The sequence below is a fragment of the Sinomonas terrae genome, from assembly GCF_022539255.1.
Lineage (GTDB): Bacteria > Actinomycetota > Actinomycetes > Actinomycetales > Micrococcaceae > Sinomonas > Sinomonas terrae.
The window spans coordinates 3,356,925-3,375,327 of record NZ_JAKZBV010000001.1 but is presented as its reverse complement, the minus strand read 5'-3'; the positions used below and the strand labels follow the sequence as shown (position 1 = coordinate 3,375,327).

The window sequence follows — 18,403 nt, the reverse complement described above, 5'->3', positions numbered from 1 at the left end:
AACGGTGCAGGAAAAGGGCCAGGAAAAGGGTCAGGCCAACGGCGATGCGAAGACGGCGCTCGCAGCTGGCGTCGACGGCGGGGTTGTCGACGGCGGCGTTGAGGACGAGCTCGACGACGACCTCGAGTCACCGCGCTCGCGCGGCGGCCACGGCGGGGGTGGCGGGGGCTTCGGCCAGCAGATGCCGACGAAGAAGGCGAAGAACTTCCGGGGGAGTGCCAAGCGGCTGCTGACCCTCATCCGGCCGGAGTCCGGGTGGATGGTCGTCGTCGTCGCGTTCATCATCATCTCGGTGGTCCTGTCGGTCATCGCCCCGAAGATCCTCGGCAACGCCATGGACGTGATCTTCGCCGGCGTCGTGGGGAAGCAGATGCCCGCCGGCGTGTCGAAGGACCAGGTGATCGCTGGGCTCCGGGCCCACGGTCAGGGCAACGTCGCCGACATGCTCGCGCCCATGAACCTCGTCCCCGGCCAGGGCATCGACTTCCACCAGCTGACGTACCTGATCTCGGTCATCCTCGTGATGTACTTCGTGGCGAGCCTCTTCATGTGGGCGCAGGGCTTCATCCTGAACCGCGTCGTCATGCGCGTTGTGTACCGGCTGCGGCGGGACGTCGAGGCGAAGCTCAACCGGCTCCCGCTCGGCTACTTCGACACCCGGCAGCGCGGCGATCTCCTCTCCCGGGTGACGAACGACGTCGACAACGTCCAGCAGGCTCTCCAGCAGGCGTTCTCCCAGCTCCTGTCCTCGATCCTGCAGGTCCTCGGCATCGTCGTCATGATGTTCATCGTCTCGTGGGAACTCGCCCTCATCGCGCTCATCGCGCTGCCGCTCTCCGCCGTCGTCACCGGGGTCATCGGTTCGCGCAGTCAGAAGATGTTCCAAGCGCAGTGGAAGAACACGGGCATCCTCAACGGCCACATCGAGGAGTCGTTCTCTGGCCATGAGCTCGCGATCCTGTTCGGCCGGCGCGACGACCTCGTCGCGGGCTTCGACAGCAAGAACGAGGACCTCTACAAGGTGTCCTTCGGCGCGCAGTTCGTCTCCGGCATGATGTTCCCGATCATGAACTGGATCAGCTACCTCGCGTACGTGGGGATCGCCGTCGTCGGCGGCCTGCGGGTCGCGGGGGGCCTCATGACCCTCGGCGACGCGACTGCCTTCATCCAGTACTCGCGGCAGTTCACCCAGCCGCTGGGTCAGATCGCGGGAATGGCGAACATGCTCCAGTCCGGTGTCGCGTCCGCGGAGCGCGTATTCGAGCTGCTGGACGCTGAGGAGCAGGAGCCCGAGACGGCGACGAACCACCTCCCGGCCGTCACCGACGGTCACGTGGACTTCGAGGATGTCTCGTTCTCGTACTCGCCGGACAAGCCCCTCATCGAGGACCTCTCCCTCACGGCCCATCCGGGGAACACCGTGGCGATCGTCGGGCCGACAGGCGCCGGCAAGACGACGCTCGTGAACCTCGTCATGCGGTTCTACGAGATCCAGAGCGGGCGCATCCTGCTCGACGGCGTCGACATCCGGGATCTCTCCCGGTCCGAACTGCGGTCCAAGATCGGGATGGTGCTGCAGGACGCGTGGCTCTTCGGCGGGACGATCTACGACAACATCCGCTACGGCAACCTCGACGCGACCGAAGAGCAGGTCATGGCAGCCGCGAAGGCCACGTACGTGGACCGCTTCGTGCGCCTGCTCCCGGACGGCTACCAGACCGTCATCGACGAGGAGGGCACCAACATTGCAGCTGGCGAGAAGCAGCTCATCACGATCGCGCGCGCGTTCGTCGCGAACCCGTCACTGCTGATTCTGGACGAGGCCACCTCGTCGGTCGACACCCGCACCGAGCTGCTCGTCCAGAAGGCCATGCGGGCGCTGCGCACCGACCGGACGTCGTTCGTGATCGCGCACCGCCTCTCGACGATCCGCGATGCGGACACCATCCTCGTCATGGAGGAGGGCAAGATCGTCGAGCAGGGCAACCACGAGGAGCTCCTCGATCGCCGCGGCGCGTACCACCGGCTGTACATGAGCCAGTTCGCGGGCGGTCTCGACCTGGAGGCCGAGGCTGCTGCGGCGACCGCAGGAGCGGCGACCGCAGGAACGGCGGCCACCTAGCAAGCCCCCACCCCGGCCCACTCCTCGTTTCGGGTACAGATATCCCTTACCTGACGCGTTTCGGGTACAGATATCCCTTACCTGACGCGTTTCGGGTACAGGTATCCGCCCCCGCCGGCGTTTCGGGTACAGATAGTCCACTCAACCGAGGGATTATCTGTACCCGAAAGGTTTGGGGGAGGGATTATCTGTACCCGAAAGGTTTGGGGGAGGGTTTATCTGTACCCGAAACGAAGACCAGTGGGGCCGGGGCCGGGCGGAGCGGGGGTCGGACGAGGGGGGATCAGACAATTCCAGTTGACGGGCGCGTCCCCGCGCCTGCCCGCGAAGCGAGGACGAAGGTCTGGATGTAGAGGCCGACTCCGATCAGCCAGCCGAGGGCCATGAGGAACGAGAGCCATCCGCTGTCCATGAGCATGGTGCCGATGCCGATGAGGAATGTCACCGCGAGGACCACCAGCGCCCAGAGGGCCACACGCTCGCCGAGTTCCTCGTCGCGGGCCACCATCCACAGGCGGATCGCGACGACGACGACCGCCACACCCACGAGAATGTGCAGGCCAAGCAGGGACGCCGCCACGATCCGGCCGCCGTCGGTGTTGTCCTGGGGCGTCCCGACGAGGTTCGCGCCCATTCCTAGCAGGAACTGCACGCCGAGCGTCGCGAGCGCCTCCCGCGAGCGGCGGAGTAGCTTGTTCGGTTGAGGGGTTGCAGGCGTGGTCATAGGTTCTCCTCGCAATCGGTTTGGTCCGCTCAGCGCCGCCGCGTCGTTTCGAGCGGCCGTTTCGGAGCGATTCGAGGCCTATTGTTCCCCGCGAACCTGTGACGGTCCTCCCGCCGGGGGAGTAAGTTCCGCTACTCCCTCCGCAGGAGCCGCACGTGCACAAGGTCCTTCGAGCGCGGCGCCTAGGACTCCGCGGGCTCCGGCCCGAGCCGGAAGTGGCGCCCTTCGACGTGCTTCGGCTTGATCTCCACGTAGACGGTCTTGACGGTCGGCAGCCAGGACTCGATGCCAGTGGCCTCGGCCGCTTCGATCTCGCCCGAGTGCTCGAGAAGGCGGGCACTGCCCTTGACGACGACGCTCCATGCCTCATCCGGCAGGACGTGGTCGGCCTCGAACGCCATCTTGCCGCCGATCACGACCTCGGCGAACTTCGTGCCGGGGGTGGTGCGGATGAGGAGACGGTGGACAGGGTTGTCGTCGCCGTGCTGGAACAGCATGGTCTTCCCTCTCTCACGCTTGGAAACACACAGGTAATATGAGCCGCCTAGCATCCCCAGATTAGGTCCCCGCCGCCCGTCTTGAGGAGAACCCGTGAGGCTCAGTCCGCGCGAACAGGAGAAGCTCATGATCGTCGTCGCGGCGGATCTCGCCCGGCGGCGGCAGGCGCGCGGACTCAAGCTGAACTATCCCGAGGCGGTCGCGATCATCAGCTACGAGCTCATCGAGGGTGCGCGGGACGGGCGCAGCGTCGCCGAGCTCATGAGCTGGGGCACCACGATCCTTGCGCGCGAGGATGTCATGGAGGGCGTGCCCGAGATGATCCATGACGTCCAGATCGAGGCCACCTTCCCGGACGGCACGAAGCTCGTCACCGTCCACGAGCCGATCCGCTAGGAGGACCGCATGAGCGAGCAGGCCGAGCCCTTCATCCCGGGCCAGACCCTCCCCGCGGACGGGGAGATCGTCCTCAACGAGGGGCGTCCCGTCACCGAACTCGAGGTCACCAACACGGGCGATCGCCCCGTCCAGGTCGGCTCCCACTACCACTTCGCCGAGACGAACCGGGCCCTCGACTTCGACCGCGAGGCCGCCCACGGCCTCCGCCTCGACATTCCCGCAGGCACCGCTGTCCGCTTCGAGCCCGGCGACCGCAAGACGGTGCGCCTCGTGCCGCTCGGCGGTGCGCGCGAGGTCTACGGGCTTCGGAACCTCACCGATGGTCCGCTTGACCCCCCGGGCGCACAAGGCGAGACGAACGACGACGGCGGCGCGGCGCCGTCGTCCGTCCCGCCCGAGCCTTCGCCTGCCAAGGGGATCCCCAACCGCACCATCCCGCGCTCGCAGTACGCCCAGCTCTACGGCCCGACCGTCGGTGACCGCGTGCGCCTCGGCGACACCGGCCTGTTCGCCGAAGTCGAGGACGACTACACCGTGTATGGGGACGAGGTCGTGTTCGGCGGCGGCAAGGTGCTGCGTGACGGCATGGGGCAGAATGGGCGGCTGACAAGGGGTGCGGCGGGCGGCCTGGAGGGCGTCCCGGACACCGTCATCACGAACGCGCTCATCGTCGACTACGCGGGCATCTACAAGGCCGACGTCGCCGTGCGCGACGGCCACGTCCAAGCCATCGGCAAGGCAGGAAACCCGCTCCTGCAGGACGGCGTCGACATCACGGTCGGCGCGTCGACGGAGATCATCGCGGGGGAGCGGAAGATCCTCACTGCGGGCGGGATCGACACGCACATCCACTTCATCTCCCCGGACCAAGTCCCGACCGCCCTGGCATCCGGGATCACGACGATGATCGGCGGCGGGACGGGTCCGGCCGAGGGGACGAAGGCGACGACGGTGACCCCCGGTGCGTGGCACATCGCCCGGATGCTCGAGGCCGTCGAGGGGCTGCCCATGAACTTCGGCTTCCTCGGCAAGGGGCACGCGAGCCGGACGGAGCCGCTCGCGGAGCAGATCGAGGCGGGGGCGATCGGCCTCAAGATCCACGAGGATTGGGGCGCGACGCACTCGTCGATTGATACGTCTCTGCGCATCGCGGACGAGTACGACGTGCAGATCGCCATCCACACCGACACCCTCAACGAGTGCGGCTTCGTCGAGGACACGATTGCCGCGATCGGCGACCGCGTCATCCACACGTTCCACACCGAGGGTGCCGGCGGCGGCCACGCCCCAGACATCATCGCCATCGCCGGCCGACCCAACGTTCTCCCGGCCTCGACCAACCCCACCATCCCGTTCACCCGGAACACGGCCGAGGAACACCTCGACATGCTCATGGTGTGCCACCACCTGAGCCCGCAGATTCCCGAGGACGTTGCCTTCGCCGATTCCCGGATCCGCGCTGAGACGATCGCGGCCGAGGACGTGCTCCACGATCTGGGCGTCTTCTCGATCATGTCGAGTGACTCGCAGGCGATGGGCCGGGTGGGCGAGGTCATCACGCGCACGTGGCAGCTCGCGGACAAGATGAAGGCCCAGCGGGGGCCACTTGCCCCGGCCGACGGCGGCGGCCCGGGACCCGCGGACAACTTCCGCATCAAGCGCTACATCGCGAAGTACACGATCAACCCGGCCATCGCCCAGGGGATCGGCGACTTCGTGGGATCGGTCGAGGTCGGCAAGTTCGCCGACCTCGTCCTGTGGGACCCCGCGTTCTTCGGCGTGAAGCCGGACCTCGTCATCAAAGGGGGGACGATCGCGAACTCCATCATGGGCGATCCCAACGCCTCGATCCCGACCCCGCAGCCCCAGACGCTCCGCATGGCGTGGGCCGCGTACGGCGGGAGCGCCCAGAGCTCATCGATCACGTTCCTCTCCCGCGCGGCGATCGATCTCGGCGTGCCCGAGCGGCTGGGGCTCAAAAAGAACATCCGCGCCGTCGGCGGCATCCGCTCCCTCCGAAAAGCCGACCTCCCGTTCAACGGCGAGACGCCGAGCATCGAGGTCGATCCCGAAACCTACGAGGTGAGGGTCGACGGCGAACTCGCAACGTGCGATCCCGTCGAGACCCTGCCGCTCGCGCAGCGCTATTTCTTGTTCTGATGGCATTCTTGGGTCTGTTCGTCAGGTCCGCTTCTGGGAGTGAACGCACATGATCGTCACCGAGATCCTCGGGAACATGTACGACGACGACGCGGCCGTCGCGTACGAAGGCCACCATCGCGAGCGGGTCGTCCTGCCGAGCGCGGACCTTGCGAAGCGCATCCTGCGGGTCCGCACGGATCATGGAACAGAGATCGGGATCCGGCTCCCGGCCGGCTCGCCGGACCTGCGTGACGGCGACATCCTCGCGGTCCAGGAGGGCGGCGACCATCTAGGCAACGTCGTGGTGATCGCCGTCGAGCCGACCGACGTCCTGGTCATCGCGCCGCGAACCATCGGCGAGGCCCTGTTCACCGCGCATTCGCTCGGGAACCGGCACCTTCAGGCCCAGTTCTTCGACACGGACGGCGGATTCGGCGGTTCGGAGGTCATGGTCTGCCAGTATGACCACACCGTCCAGGACTTCCTCGACCGCCACGGCGTCCCGTATTCCCGCGAGGAACGGGTGATGGCCGTTCCGTTCCGCCACGCCGAGCACACGCACTGATGGGCACAAACGCTGATGGACGCACGCGCTGATGGGCACACGCGCTGACATGTCCTGGACAAGCACGCTTCTCCAGCTCACCGACTCGGCCCTGCCCACCGGGGCGTTCAGCCACTCCTTCGGGCTCGAGGCCTATCTCGGGTCAGGCGAAGTCAGTGACGAGACAACGCTCCTCGCATGGCTCGAGGGTTTCCTGGCGACGCAGCTCACCCACACCGACGCCGTCGTCGTGCGCCGCGCACACGCCGCTTCCCGCACAGAGGGAATCGCCGGAATTGAGGCCCTCGACGCCGAACTCACCGCGCTCCTCATCCCCGCACAGATCCGCGCCGCGAGCCTCAAGATGGGGCGCCGCCTTCTGGAGATCGCGCGGGAAGCCTTCCCATCCACCGTCGTTGAGGAGTACAGCTCAGCCGTTGCAGACGGCAGGTGCCGCGGCCACCATGCGGTTGCGTTCGCGCTCGGGGGCGCGGGCCAAGGCCTCGACGAGGAGACGCTTGTCGAGGCCTATCTCTATTCGACCCTGACCTCCCTCACGTACAACGCCGTTCGCGCAATCCCGCTCGGTCAGCTCGCCGGACAACGGGTCCTGGCGACACTCCGCGCGAAGGTGCCGGCCGCCGTCGTGCGTTCCCGCACCGTCGACCCGCGGCACTTCGGCGCCGCAGCACCGGCCCTCGAAATCCACCAGATGAGGCACGAGCACCAGCGTGCGCGCCTGTTCATGAGCTAAGGAGATTGACGTGAGTGATCCAGTCATCATCGGCATCGGCGGCCCCGTGGGCGCTGGCAAGACGCAACTCGTGGAGCGCGTGACGCGGGCGCTCATCGGCGATCTCTCGATGGCCGCCATCACGAACGACATCTACACGATCGAGGACGCGAAGATCCTTGCCCGGAACGGGGTGCTTCCGGAGGATCGGATCGTCGGCGTCGAGACCGGGGGCTGCCCGCACACCGCGATCCGCGAGGACACGTCCATGAATACGGCGGCGATCGAGGAGCTCAAGGAGCGCCACTCCGACCTCGAGCTCATCTTCGTCGAGTCCGGCGGCGACAACCTCTCGGCGACGTTCAGTCCCGAGCTCGTGGACTTCTCGATCTACGTCATCGACGTGGCCCAAGGCGAGAAGATCCCGCGGAAGGCCGGGCAGGGGATGATCAAGTCGGACCTGCTCGTCATCAACAAGACCGATCTCGCCCCGTTCGTGGGCGCCGATCTCGAGACCATGGAACGCGACTCGAAGTCCTTCCGCGGGGACAAGCCGTTCTGCTTCACGAATCTGAAGACGGACGAGGGCCTCGACTACGTGCTCGAGTGGATCCGACGCGACGTGCTTATGACGGACCTCGCGTGACGCCCGAGCCGGACCCCGCCGTCGTCGCCCCATCTCGCGCCGTCACCTCCGCAGGGTCACACCCTGCAGAGGTGACGGCGCAACGGGGGTTGGCGGCGCAAGGGGAGCTGACGGCGCAACGGGGGTTGGCGGCGCAAGGGGAGCGGACGACGACGGCCGCTCGCCTCACGGGCGAGCTGCGCCTTCGCATCGCCCGCCGCGGGAGCCGGAGCGCCGCCGTCGGCCAGTTCACCGCCGGCTCCCTGCGGGTGCTCAGGGCCCACTACCCGGACGCCTCGGGGCAGCCTTCGTTCACTCTCGTGAATCCGGGCGGCGGCTACCTCGGCGGGGACACTTACGCGACGCGGATCGAGGTCGCGGAGGGCGCCTCCGTGCTGCTCACGACCCAGTCCGCCACGAAGGTCTACCGGACCCCGCAGGGCCCGGTTCGTGCAGTCCAGCACCTCCACCTCGGGCCCGGAGCACGCCTTGAGTCCGTCCCGGACGCCCTCATTGCGTACCGCGAGGCTCGGTATCACCAGGACACGCAGGTAGAGATGGCGGCGGACGCATCGCTCGCGCTCGCCGAGATCGTCACGCAGGGCTGGTCCCCGCAAGGCGAGCCGTTCCGCTTCGAAGAGGTCTCGCTCGTGACCCGCGTGCGGCTTGCAGGCCGCTTGGCGGTCGCCGACAACCTCCTCATCCGGCCGGACGACGGCGGAACGGGGCCGCTCATGCTCGACGGCCGTTCCCACATCGCGTCCCTGCTCGTCGTGGACCCCACGGCCGACGACGGCGCTGTCGCCGCCCTTCGCGCGCTGCTCGCCGAACGGTTCGGGTCGCCTTCGCAGGCCGCGCCGTCTTCTCGGTCGTCTTCTCGGTCGCCGCTCATCGGCGTCACTCGTCTCGAAGTCCCGGGCTTCGCCCTCCGCGCGCTCGCGGACTCCACCCAGTCCGCCGAGGCCGTGGTCCACGCGGTGCTCAACTGGATGCGCGCCAACTGGCACGGGCAGGCCCCCCTGAACCTGCGCAAGCTCTGAAGCCGCGCGGCGTCGTCGTTCTCCCGAGCCAACGTAACGAGCATTAAACACTCGCGTCATTCCTCGGCAAGCTTGCCTCCCTAAGCTGGAAGCAACGAACCGGCTGGGACCGGCGAGCGTGGCTCGGGTCCCGGAGCCGGGTCCCTCCGGCTCTGGAGGGGCAGTGCCAGCGGAGCATCGAGCGCTCCTGGCCCGGCCCCGCCAACCAAAGCCGTGGGGGGCCGGGCCAAAGGTGACTGGCCCAAGGGGGGACTGGCCCAAGGGGGACTAGGCCCTGTGATAGACCGGACGGCATGACGACAGCGGAACAGAGCGGCGGCTCCCTTCCGGGCGAGCCCGGAACGGGCGACGCCGGGACTCGGCTGCGAGTGCGCGTCCCCATGCGCTGGGGCGACATGGACGCCTACGGCCACATCAACAACGTGCAGATCGTCCGGATGCTCGAGGAAGCGCGCATCGCGGCCTTCGGCCCTCCCGGCGGCACGGGAGCTTCCGGCGTCGACCCCATCGTTCCCCTGTTCTCGGACGTACCGGAGGGCACGCTCGCGCTCGTCGTCGAACATCGCGTGCGGTACCTCAAGCCTCTCGACTACCGGAACGTGGCCGCCGAGGTCGATGTCTGGGTGAGCGGGCTCAAGGCCGCCGCCCTCACGCTCGACTACGTGATCCACGATCCCGTAGACGGCCACGAGTGCGTGCGGGCGACGACGGCAGTCGCCTTCGTCGACGAGTCTTCCGGGCGCCTTCTGCGCCTGACCGAGGAGCAGCGAGGCCGCCTCGCGCCCTACGTGGGGAAGGGCCTGTTCGAGCGCTGAAAGCTCGCGGGACGTAGGGCTCTTGACACCTCGGCGCCCCCGTCTAAGCTAAACCGATCTGAAGTGCAGAGCTACCCGGCCGGATGCTGGAGGCCGACGGGCGGCGAACGCGCCGGCTGTGGGAGGGGTCTGCCCACCCGGCGTCGCCATGTCCGGGCCCGCACCCCCTAAGAGGCGCATCATGCCGACCAACATCGTCACATCCCTCACAGCGAAGTCTCTCGACGCTCCAGACGAGAAGCGCCGTCCAGACAAGTCCGAGATCGACATCGTCAACCTCGGCGAATACACCATCGGCCGCTTCAGCTTCGACGCGGGCTGGAGGTGGTCTGACTGCATCAAGCCCGTGGCCCACACTGACAGCTGTCAGAACAACCACGTCGGGTACTGCATCTCCGGCTCGTTGGAAGTGCGCCTCGACAGCGGCGAGACCACGACCGTCAAGGCAGGAGATACCTACACGATTCCTCCAGGCCATGACGCCTGGGTCGTCGGCAACGAGAAATTCGTAGGGCTCGAATTCCTCAGTGCTGCCACCTACGCCAAGGCGGACTAGCAGCAGGCAATCAAGGGCCGGGACCTCGGCGAAGCGCTAACGGTCCCGGCTCCTTCTTTTTGAATGGCGAACTGCCTGAACGGCGAACTGCCTGAACGGCAAACTGCTTGAACGGCGAACTGCCTGAACGGCGAACTGCCTGGACCGGAGGCATGTGGTGAATCGAACATTACGCACGCTGGGGGCGGTGGCTGCACTTGTGCTGCCCCTGATCGTGAGCCCGTCGTTGCTGGCCGTCCCGGCTTATGCCGTCACCTGCCAGCCGGGGACGAGCACGCCGAATGACAGCTATCCCGGCACGGTCGTGAAAGCCGACAACTTCGAGTCGGGGACGCTGTCCGGGTATGCAGTGCAGACGTCGGGAACAGGCACCGTAGCGGTTTCCTCGGCCCAGGCGCACGACGGCGCGTGCTCGGCCTATGTACATGCGACCACCGACACGACTTCGCTTGCGAATTTCTCGACCCAGCTGCCCACCGGCACCCAGGAGGTCTACGCCGACGGCTGGTTCGATATCGCCCAAGCTGGTGTTTCGGGTTGGGACGTGCCGTACTTCCGCTTCTTCTCCGGCAGCACCCGCTTCGTCGATGTCTACCGTTACGACGACAACGGCCAGCTGTGGCTGCGTGTCCTCGCGCCGAGCGGATCGTTCACGTTCACCCGGCTGCTGTCCTCGACCATTCCCCTGAACACGTGGCATCACGTGGTCATTCATGTCATCCCGAACGGGACCGCGACGACGGTTCAGGTCTGGTTCGACGGCGCTTCGGTGTACTCCAGCAACCAGGTGAGCACTGTGGCGTCCTCGGTGACGAGCGTGATGAACGGCGCTGAGCATTATCAGCAGATGGAGGACACATACATCGACGATCTGGTCGTCAAAAGCGTAATCCCGGCACCTGCCCCAGTTGCCTCCTTCACAGCGTCTCCCACCTCAGGGATCGCCCCGCTCAACGTGGCCTTCACCGACACCTCCACCGGCTCGCCGACATCCTGGTCGTGGAACTTCGGCGACGGCGGAACATCCACCTCGCAGAATCCGACCCACACCTACGCCAGCGCCGGGACCTACACCGCGACGCTGACTGCCACGAACGCGACCGGGTCGAATTCGACCAGCTCGACGATCACCGTCAGTGCCCTTCAGGCGCCAGTTGCCTCCTTCAAAGCGTCCCCGACGTCTGGAGCCGCCCCGCTCAACGTGGCCTTCACGGACACCTCCACAGGCTCGCCGACGTCTTGGGCTTGGGACTTCGGTGACGGCGCTACATCCACCGCGCAGAACCCCAGCCACACCTATGCCGCCCCCGGGACCTACACGGCGAAGCTGACTGCCACCAACGCCGCCGGGTCGAATTCGACGAGCTCGAGCATCGCGGTCGGGAAGGTGCAGCCGACCGCATCGACGGCCCAGGACATGATCCCGAACGACAGCTTGACCCTCTCGGGCGCAGCCAATCCGACCGGGACGATCACCTTCAACCTGTATTCGCCCAACGACACAACGTGTTCACTCACTCCCGCCCTGACCCAAACGGTGCAAGTCACGAGTGGGAATGGCACGTACAGCACCACCAACACCACGTTCCACGCGACCACGGCGGGGACCTGGCGCTGGGCATCCAGCTACTCAGGGGACGGCAACAACCAAGCCCTGAATTCTGCCTGCGGTGCTGAGGCCTTCACCATCGCGAACGGTTGAGGGCGGCCCGCGACGTGCGGTCGACACATCGTGTTGTACACGTAAAATTGTCGGTGCCCCATGGCACGATGATGCCGACGCCGGAGATCGTCGGTATGGGCCGAAGACGTGGCGTCGTGAATCCTCAAGGGAGAATCATGTCCACCACGTCTGGCTCGCCGATTCAGCAGCAGCCTGTTTACGGCGCGCCGCAACCTGCGCGTAAGAGCGCCGCCCTCGCGATTATTGCGCTGGTCCTCGGAGTGCTCGCCTTTATTTTCAGCTTCATCCCGGTCGTCAACATGATGGCGTTCGTTCTCGCTCTCGTGGCGTTGGCGTGCGCGTTGATCTCGCTTATCCGCAAGTTGGGCGGAAAAGCTATGGCGATCATCGGGCTCGTGCTCGCCGTCATCTCCTTCATCACCGCTCTCGTCATCAACGTTGTCGTCCTCGCTGCCGTGGGTTCTGCGGCGCATGAAGCCTCGAAGAGCATCGCGAGCTACTCGGCTCAGGCGAACGCACCGCACTCGATCCAGTACAAGATCACGACGAATGGCGCCGCTACGGTTAGCTACTGGACCCCTAGCGGAATGAGCCAGGCTGACGTCACTTCGGCGTGGACGAAGGACGTCACCTCGACCGGATTCACGGCGACATCCGTGACCGTCAGCTCGTCGGACATGGAGAACGCATCCTCGTCTGTGTCCTGCGAGATCAGCGTCGATGGCAAGAGCGTCGCCAAGAATACTGGCACCGGAACCGCAGCCATGGCGACGTGCAACGCCACTGCCCAGTAACGACCCGGCTCAGCGACGACATCCTACGAAGAGCAGCGGCCGACCATTCCGGGTCGGCCGCTGCTTCTGTCCTAGCGCTCTGGAGCCTAGGCGCGTCTAGGAGCCCTTGCCCCGGGGAGGTGGGCGGTATGCCTCTACACCCGCTCCGGCGCTCTCCCCGCTATCCGTGCCGTGCCGACGGCCTCGGGAGTCGGCATGAACTCCGCTTGAAACCGCGCTTGCCTCCATGCGTTCAGCCTTCGCACAGCCCGATGAAGGCCCCGAGGTCCTCGAGCGTTGCTGGCTTCGTGGGGAGGTAGGCGGTCAGGCGGCGTGAGCGGACGACGACTGCTCGCCACATCGCGCGGGAGACCGCGACGTTGATCCGATTCCGGTTGAGGAGGAACTCCATGCCGCGCGGTGCTTCCGACGGGTCCGAACACGCCATCGAGACGATCGCGACGACTGCTTCCTGGCCTTGGAATCGGTCGACCGTTCCGACGGGGGTCGCGTGGAGCCCGGCGGCGTCGAGCTCCGAGCGGATGAGGTTGACCTGCGCGTTGTACGGGGCGACGACGATGAGATCCTCGGGACCGAGCTTGCGGGTCGCGCGCCCGTCGTGCCAAGCGAGGCCGAGGTGCTTCCGTACCTGCCTCACGACTTCGGCGGCTTCCTCAGCGGAGGCCGTCGCGTTCCCGGCATGGTCCACGAAGACAGCCTCGACGCCGGACGGAACCCCTTCGAGGGAACGTCCCCGCGCTGCTGATGCCGATTCCAAGCGACCCGCGTAGGAGAGTCGCGAGACCTTCTCGCAGAGCGCCGGCGACATGCGCCAGGACTGTGGCAGGAAGTAGCCGAAGCGTTCGGGGAGCACGGCCTCGCCATCGGCAAGCCAGCCGAGCGCGGACGTGTCGACTGGTTCGGGATGCTGCCCTTGGCTCACTTGAGGGAGTTGCTGGGGGTCGCCGAGGAGAAGCAAGCGCGATGCAGCGCGGCTGACCGCAATCGTATTCGCGAGCGAGAACTGCCCGGCCTCGTCGACGACGAGAAGGTCAAGCGAACCGGCCGGAACCGATGACCCCGTCATGGTCCATGCCGTGCCGCCGACGAGGCATCCACCCGGGAGGCCGAGGAGCGTCGAGACGGCCTTGTCTCCGACGTGACTCCAGAGGACCGGAGACCCCGGATCGGAGCCGTCCTTGAGCTTCTTCGCTACGTGCTCGGCCGGAACGCCGGCCTCGATCGCCTTGCACAGCACGTTCTCGACTACAGCGTGGGAGTTCCCGACGACACCGACCTTCCAACCGGACGCGACGAGCCGCTCGATGACCTGACTGGCCACGAACGTCTTCCCGCTCCCGGGAGGTCCCTGCACCGCGAGGTAGGACCGGTCGAGCAGACGGACTGCTGCCTCGATGGCGGAGGACAGTCCGGCGGCGTCCACTGCGCGCGGGAGCGAAGCGCCGTCTCGCGTCCTCGGCGGAATACGACGCAAGAGGTCGATGGAAGGCTGTTCAAGCATCCGGGGGAGCGCCTCGGCAGCCCGGACCGCGAGCTCTCGCTGTGCAGCCTCGATGGATTTCGAGTCGGGGGGCGGATCCTCGGTGAGGGCCACCGGGAGCTGCGCGTAGGGCTCCATGCCCTTCCGAGTCTTCTCGAATACCTCCAGCACGTCGTCCACGCCATCCGAGCTCACATCCAGCAGGGTGGTTCCCGCAATGCCATTCCGGCCGAGGCCCTGGGCATCCGTCGGCTGGAGGGGCGGGGGCAGGGGCTGCGCGAACTCCCGGAACCACTTTCGGCTCGTCCGGAAGTCCGAACCGGGTGCTATCTGCCCCTTGAGCCGGACCGTTCGGGCCCACGTCTGCTTGTCCGGCTTCCAGTCGTCGAGAACCTCCGCCTCACGCACAACGAACGCGTCGCGGACGGCCTCAAGCTCGGAGAGAGGACGTTCCAGCCGGTCAAAGTGCGACCACCAGTAGGATTTGCGCTCCCGCGGGTAGTAGCGAACGGCCGCGGCGAGCAACGCGATCGCGGTGTCGTCGGCGGCCGCCTGGCCATCTTGCGTCCCGGCCTCGGTGCCGTCGCTGCCGCGTCGTTCCAGGTATTCGAGCAGCGGCCTCTCAGCAGGTTCAGGCTCCGTGAGGATGGGCGGCTCGGCCACCTCTCGCGCGAGAGCCCGCGCGCCCGGGCTCACGCCGCCGAGTTCCCGGAGCCAACGATCCAGACGCAGGGTTGAGACGCAGTCATCCTGGTTGTATTCGAGGATGAGGTCGATCAGCCGCTTGGCCTCGACTTCGTCCCCCTCCGCCCGTGCAGCGCAGAACGCCGCATACATCTCGACCGATCCGGCCGCGCTCTTGAGCTCGGCCGTGCGCAGGTCGCTGCCCATGTAGAGCGGTTCGAGCTTCTTGATCGAGTAAGAACGCTCGGAGATCCGGATGCTGTGGCGGACGGTCTCGTAGAGGTCGACGAGCAGCCCCTCGCGCAGCCACGTGTCGATGACGTCCTCGGCCGCCGCGTGCCGCTGCGAGAGGCGCCTCAAGGCGGTCTTCTCGTAGGCCGCATAGTGGTAGACGTGCATCCGCGGATGCCGCGAACGCCTCTGCTCGATGTACTCGACGAAGGCGAGGAAGGCCTCTTTTTCCTCTGCCAAGGTGTGGGCGAGGAACGGGCGGAAGTAGGGTTCGTCGTCGTCCGTTGGCGGCTCGACGACGCCGAAGAGGTACTCGATGCCCCAGAGGCCCGTCGTGGCGTCCTGCCACAGCGGGTCACCCTCGAAGTCGAAGTAGACATCCCCTGCGTCCGACGGCGGGAGGGCGCCGATGGTGTGCTGGGGGAGGACCTTGAACCGGACTTCGTGTGCGGGCTCGTCGCCGTGGGCAGGGGCGAGGGCTCCGCCGTCGCCCGTTTCAAGTCCTGCTTGGAAGCGCGCCTGATCACGCAGGCGCGCCAGAGCCGCGTCCTCGGCTGGCTCAGGGACTGCCGCCAGCTCGTCGATGGTCCGGACCCCGGCTTCGCGCAGCTTCTTCCGCCGGGCGAGGTTCATGCCGGCCACGAGCAGCACATCGCGGTGTTCGGCGACCTGAACCGCGCAATACTCGCAGCGCCCGCACGCGGCAACCCCGGGCGAATCCCACTCTGCGGGGCGGCCGAGCGCAAGGTGCGCGGCTGTGAGATCGGTGACCCTCCGGCGTCGTTCGCGGTAGGCAGGAAGCAGGTCGGGGAGGCTGAACGACGCCTCATCTCCGGTGCCGAGGATGAGCGTCACCTCGTCCGACGGCGGGAAGCCGGCCTGGGCGAGCTGCTCGCCGTATGCGGCGAGTTGGAGGAGCGCCTCGACCTTCGCGTGACGCGCGAGCTTCGTGTCGAAAACCTGATAGCGGCCGTCGGCCTGACGGACCAGGAAGTCGGAGCGCCCGTGGAAGTGCCCGTCGAAGAAGCCTGCCTGATAGACGACGTCGGCACCTGCCCGCAGCGCCTCGAGCGACTCCGCGTGCTTCGCGTCGAGGATCTCCCGCTCCATCGCGGTCACTTCAGCGATCTCGGCGACGCCGCCTTCTCGGCCCGGTGACCACGGCCCGTACTTGCGCCGGAATCCATCCAGAATCGTCCGCTCGTGGCGATCGCCGAGAAGGGCTGCGCGGTCCCGCATCGGGTCGCTCACCACGAGGCGTGGGACGAGGCCGAGCTTCTCGTCGAGTTGCCGCAGAAGCGCGAACTCGCACTTCGCCGCCGTCACAATGTCAGAGGCGGAGAACACGAGCCCGGTCTGGTTGCCGAGAAAGAACATGAGACTCCTTCCGTACCCTCGACACCATGAGATCACCCGGGTCCGACATTTTTGTTCGACCCACCTGCGGCAAACCGTAGTCTGCAATTAAGATGCTGAATACCCAGAGCGTCTACTCTGGGCATACCGGTCTGTGGCGGCACAAGCGTGCGTCACAGTCGGTCACCTTGTCTCGAACCCACGAGTAACCCGCAAGCATGGGGAGGCAAGGTGTGTGATCCACGCAATGAGAGGGGATGGGATGGCGAAGAACGCCTCCGAGAAGCTGGATGCTCGACTGAAGGCGGTGCTCGACGGGCTGGCCGAGGCTCGCTGGGCAGGGGAGAACCCGAACGCCGGTACCGTCCTCGCCCAGGCTGTTGAGCTCGTGCCGTTCGACGATAATGAGGCGACGCTCCTGTCCGGCGGCATTCCGCGCGGCCACAAGGCGCTCACGACTGCCACGGCCAAGCTCGTGAAGGCCGGCTGGATGGTCAAGGGCCGCTCGGGCTGGTCGATTACGGATGAGGGGCTCCGCGCGCTCGTGGCGTTCCCGACCGTCGACACGCTTGCCGAAGCGCTCGCCCAAGGGACGCCGATCCCCGCGGAGGTCGCCGTGCCCGCGGAGTCGCCGGTCAAGAAGAAGGCCGGCAAGAAGGCGGCCGCCAAGCGGACGACGGCGCAGAAGGTCGCCGAGAAGGTGGGAGAAGCCGCGGAGGTTGTCGCGGAAGCCGCCGAGGCGCTTGCCGAGGAGGAAGCCGCAGCCGAGTCGAACCTCGCTGAATCGAACGGGTCGCAGGCGCCTGCCCCGCAGCCCGGTTCGGTCGCGATCGCTGGTGACTTCGGCGCCGCTCTCGGTGCCGAGGCCGACTGGGAGCCGAGCCTCGACGCGGTTCAGATGGGTCTCGACCCCGAGACGTCCGTCTGGCGTCGCACGGTCGAGCTGCCGGCGGGCACCTACTCGTTCAAGATCGCCATCAACCGGTCCTGGGACGAGAACTACGGCGCGTTCGGCTTCCCGAACGGGGCGAACCACGAGCTCAGGCACGACGGCGGCCCGGTCACCATCGAGTACAACCACACGACCAAGGACGTGGCGTTCTCCTAAAGTGATGCTCTCCTGAAGTGATCGGGGGTGGTTATCCACATAGCCCCCGAACGACGGAAGCGGTGCTGTTCCTCTCGCCTAGAGTCGAGGGACAGCACCGCTATCTTTTTGGGGGAGTCCATGCCGCCGCGCCTCCGCGCCGCCCGTCGAGCCGGGCTGCTGCGTCGATCCGTCTCGCTCATCATCGTCGTCGCCTTGGCCGTGCTTGCGGCGTGGCTCGGAGGGATCATCGATCCGCCGGGCCTCGCCTCGCCCGCGCCTTGGGCGGCCTCCCAGATCGGGAGCGTCCCTGCCGAGCGGCTCGCGACCGCGAAGGCCGCGCTCGGCCGGATCGGCGTCGAGGGGCGTGCTCCCAAGACGGGGTACACGCGGGAACGCTTCGGGGAGGCATGGGACGACGTCGACCGCAACGGCTGCGACACGCGGAACGACGTCTTGGCCCGAGACCTCCACGACGTCGTCTTCGCCAAGAGCTCGGCGCGATGCATCGTCTCGTCAGGGACGCTCGACGACCCGTACACGGCGAAGCACATCAGCTTTGCCCGTGGGGAGCGTTCCGCTGACGTTCAGATCGACCACGTCGTGCCCCTCTCTGACGCGTGGCAGAAGGGCGCCCAGCACTGGTCAGCGGAGCGACGGCGGGCCTTCGCGAACGACCCCGCCAACCTGCTTGCCGTGGACGGCACAGCGAATCAGCAGAAGGGTGACGGCGACCTCGCGACGTGGCTCCCGCCGCAGCGGACGTACCGGTGCCAATACGCGGTCCGGGTGGTCGAGGTCAAAGCGGAGTATGGGCTCTGGATGACCGACGCCGAACACCGCAAGGCGGAGGACCTGCTCGGCCAGTGCAAGGCGGCCTGAGCGATGG

At 66.9% G+C, this 18,403-nt stretch carries 16 protein-coding genes; 13 read left to right on the top strand and 3 right to left on the bottom strand.

Translation table 11 applies throughout. From position 1 onward, the window contains the following. The first annotated feature begins 181 nt into the window (after window positions 1–181). Window positions 182–2,122: an ABC transporter ATP-binding protein gene (locus tag L0M17_RS15555; RefSeq protein ID WP_241056473.1), complete on the top strand. Its 1,941-nt coding sequence runs from the start codon at window positions 182–184 to the stop codon at window positions 2,120–2,122. 283 nt (window positions 2,123–2,405) lie between these two features. On the opposite strand, the gene L0M17_RS15550 is transcribed toward L0M17_RS15555, so the two are convergent. Both L0M17_RS15550 and L0M17_RS15545 read right to left on the bottom strand, forming a co-directional pair. Then, a complete protein-coding gene (locus L0M17_RS15550) occupies window positions 2,406–2,846 on the bottom strand; it encodes a hypothetical protein (protein ID WP_241055125.1) in 441 nt (146 codons plus the stop codon). 182 nt (window positions 2,847–3,028) lie between these two features. After that, window positions 3,029–3,343: a pyridoxamine 5'-phosphate oxidase family protein gene (locus L0M17_RS15545; protein ID WP_241055124.1), complete on the bottom strand. Its 315-nt coding sequence runs from the start codon at window positions 3,341–3,343 to the stop codon at window positions 3,029–3,031. A gap of 94 nt (window positions 3,344–3,437) precedes the next feature. On the opposite strand from L0M17_RS15545, the gene L0M17_RS15540 reads away from it, so the two are divergent. From L0M17_RS15540 to L0M17_RS15495, 10 genes are all read left to right on the top strand, one after another. After that, entirely contained in the window at window positions 3,438–3,740 is a 303-nt protein-coding gene (locus tag L0M17_RS15540) for an urease subunit gamma (RefSeq protein WP_241055122.1), read from the top strand. Between the two features lie 9 nt (window positions 3,741–3,749). Continuing rightward, complete coding sequence (gene ureC, locus L0M17_RS15535; RefSeq protein WP_241055120.1) at window positions 3,750–5,903, top strand: urease subunit alpha; 2,154 nt, start codon at window positions 3,750–3,752, stop codon at window positions 5,901–5,903. A gap of 49 nt (window positions 5,904–5,952) precedes the next feature. Continuing rightward, a complete protein-coding gene (ureE, locus tag L0M17_RS15530) occupies window positions 5,953–6,450 on the top strand; it encodes an urease accessory protein UreE (protein WP_241055118.1) in 498 nt (165 codons plus the stop codon). A 31-nt stretch (window positions 6,451–6,481) separates the two neighbouring features. Further along, a complete protein-coding gene (locus tag L0M17_RS15525; protein ID WP_241055117.1) occupies window positions 6,482–7,183 on the top strand; it encodes an urease accessory protein UreF in 702 nt (233 codons plus the stop codon). 10 nt (window positions 7,184–7,193) lie between these two features. Beyond that, window positions 7,194–7,808 (top strand): urease accessory protein UreG, encoded by a 615-nt coding sequence (gene ureG / locus L0M17_RS15520; RefSeq protein ID WP_241055115.1) that lies wholly within the window; start codon window positions 7,194–7,196, stop codon window positions 7,806–7,808. Continuing rightward, window positions 7,805–8,827 carry an urease accessory protein UreD gene (locus L0M17_RS15515; protein ID WP_241055114.1) on the top strand — a complete coding sequence of 341 codons (1,023 nt, stop codon included), beginning with the start codon at window positions 7,805–7,807 and terminating at the stop codon, window positions 8,825–8,827. Before ureG ends, L0M17_RS15515 begins: the two co-directional genes overlap by 4 nt. A gap of 380 nt (window positions 8,828–9,207) precedes the next feature. After that, a complete protein-coding gene (locus L0M17_RS15510) occupies window positions 9,208–9,642 on the top strand; it encodes an acyl-CoA thioesterase (RefSeq protein WP_241056472.1) in 435 nt (144 codons plus the stop codon). Between the two features lie 181 nt (window positions 9,643–9,823). Beyond that, a complete protein-coding gene (locus L0M17_RS15505) occupies window positions 9,824–10,198 on the top strand; it encodes a cupin domain-containing protein (RefSeq protein ID WP_241055112.1) in 375 nt (124 codons plus the stop codon). Between the two features lie 187 nt (window positions 10,199–10,385). Beyond that, on the top strand, window positions 10,386–11,900 hold the full coding sequence (locus L0M17_RS22755; protein ID WP_241055110.1) for a PKD domain-containing protein: 1,515 nt from the start codon (window positions 10,386–10,388) through the stop codon (window positions 11,898–11,900). 137 nt (window positions 11,901–12,037) lie between these two features. Continuing rightward, window positions 12,038–12,676 carry an MmpS family transport accessory protein gene (locus L0M17_RS15495; protein WP_241055109.1) on the top strand — a complete coding sequence of 213 codons (639 nt, stop codon included), beginning with the start codon at window positions 12,038–12,040 and terminating at the stop codon, window positions 12,674–12,676. 232 nt (window positions 12,677–12,908) lie between these two features. Here L0M17_RS15495 and L0M17_RS15490 read toward each other — a convergent pair whose 3' ends face one another. Then, complete coding sequence (locus L0M17_RS15490; protein ID WP_241055108.1) at window positions 12,909–16,448, bottom strand: TM0106 family RecB-like putative nuclease; 3,540 nt, start codon at window positions 16,446–16,448, stop codon at window positions 12,909–12,911. Window positions 16,449–16,689: 241 nt separating this feature from the next. Here L0M17_RS15490 and L0M17_RS15485 point away from each other — a divergent pair, with 241 nt between their 5' ends. Beyond that, window positions 16,690–17,535, top strand: coding sequence for a pullulanase X25 domain-containing protein (locus L0M17_RS15485; RefSeq protein ID WP_241055107.1), 846 nt, complete (start codon window positions 16,690–16,692; stop codon window positions 17,533–17,535). 120 nt (window positions 17,536–17,655) lie between these two features. Next, window positions 17,656–18,396: an HNH endonuclease family protein gene (locus L0M17_RS15480; RefSeq protein WP_241055106.1), complete on the top strand. Its 741-nt coding sequence runs from the start codon at window positions 17,656–17,658 to the stop codon at window positions 18,394–18,396. The last annotated feature ends 7 nt before the right edge of the window (window positions 18,397–18,403 follow it).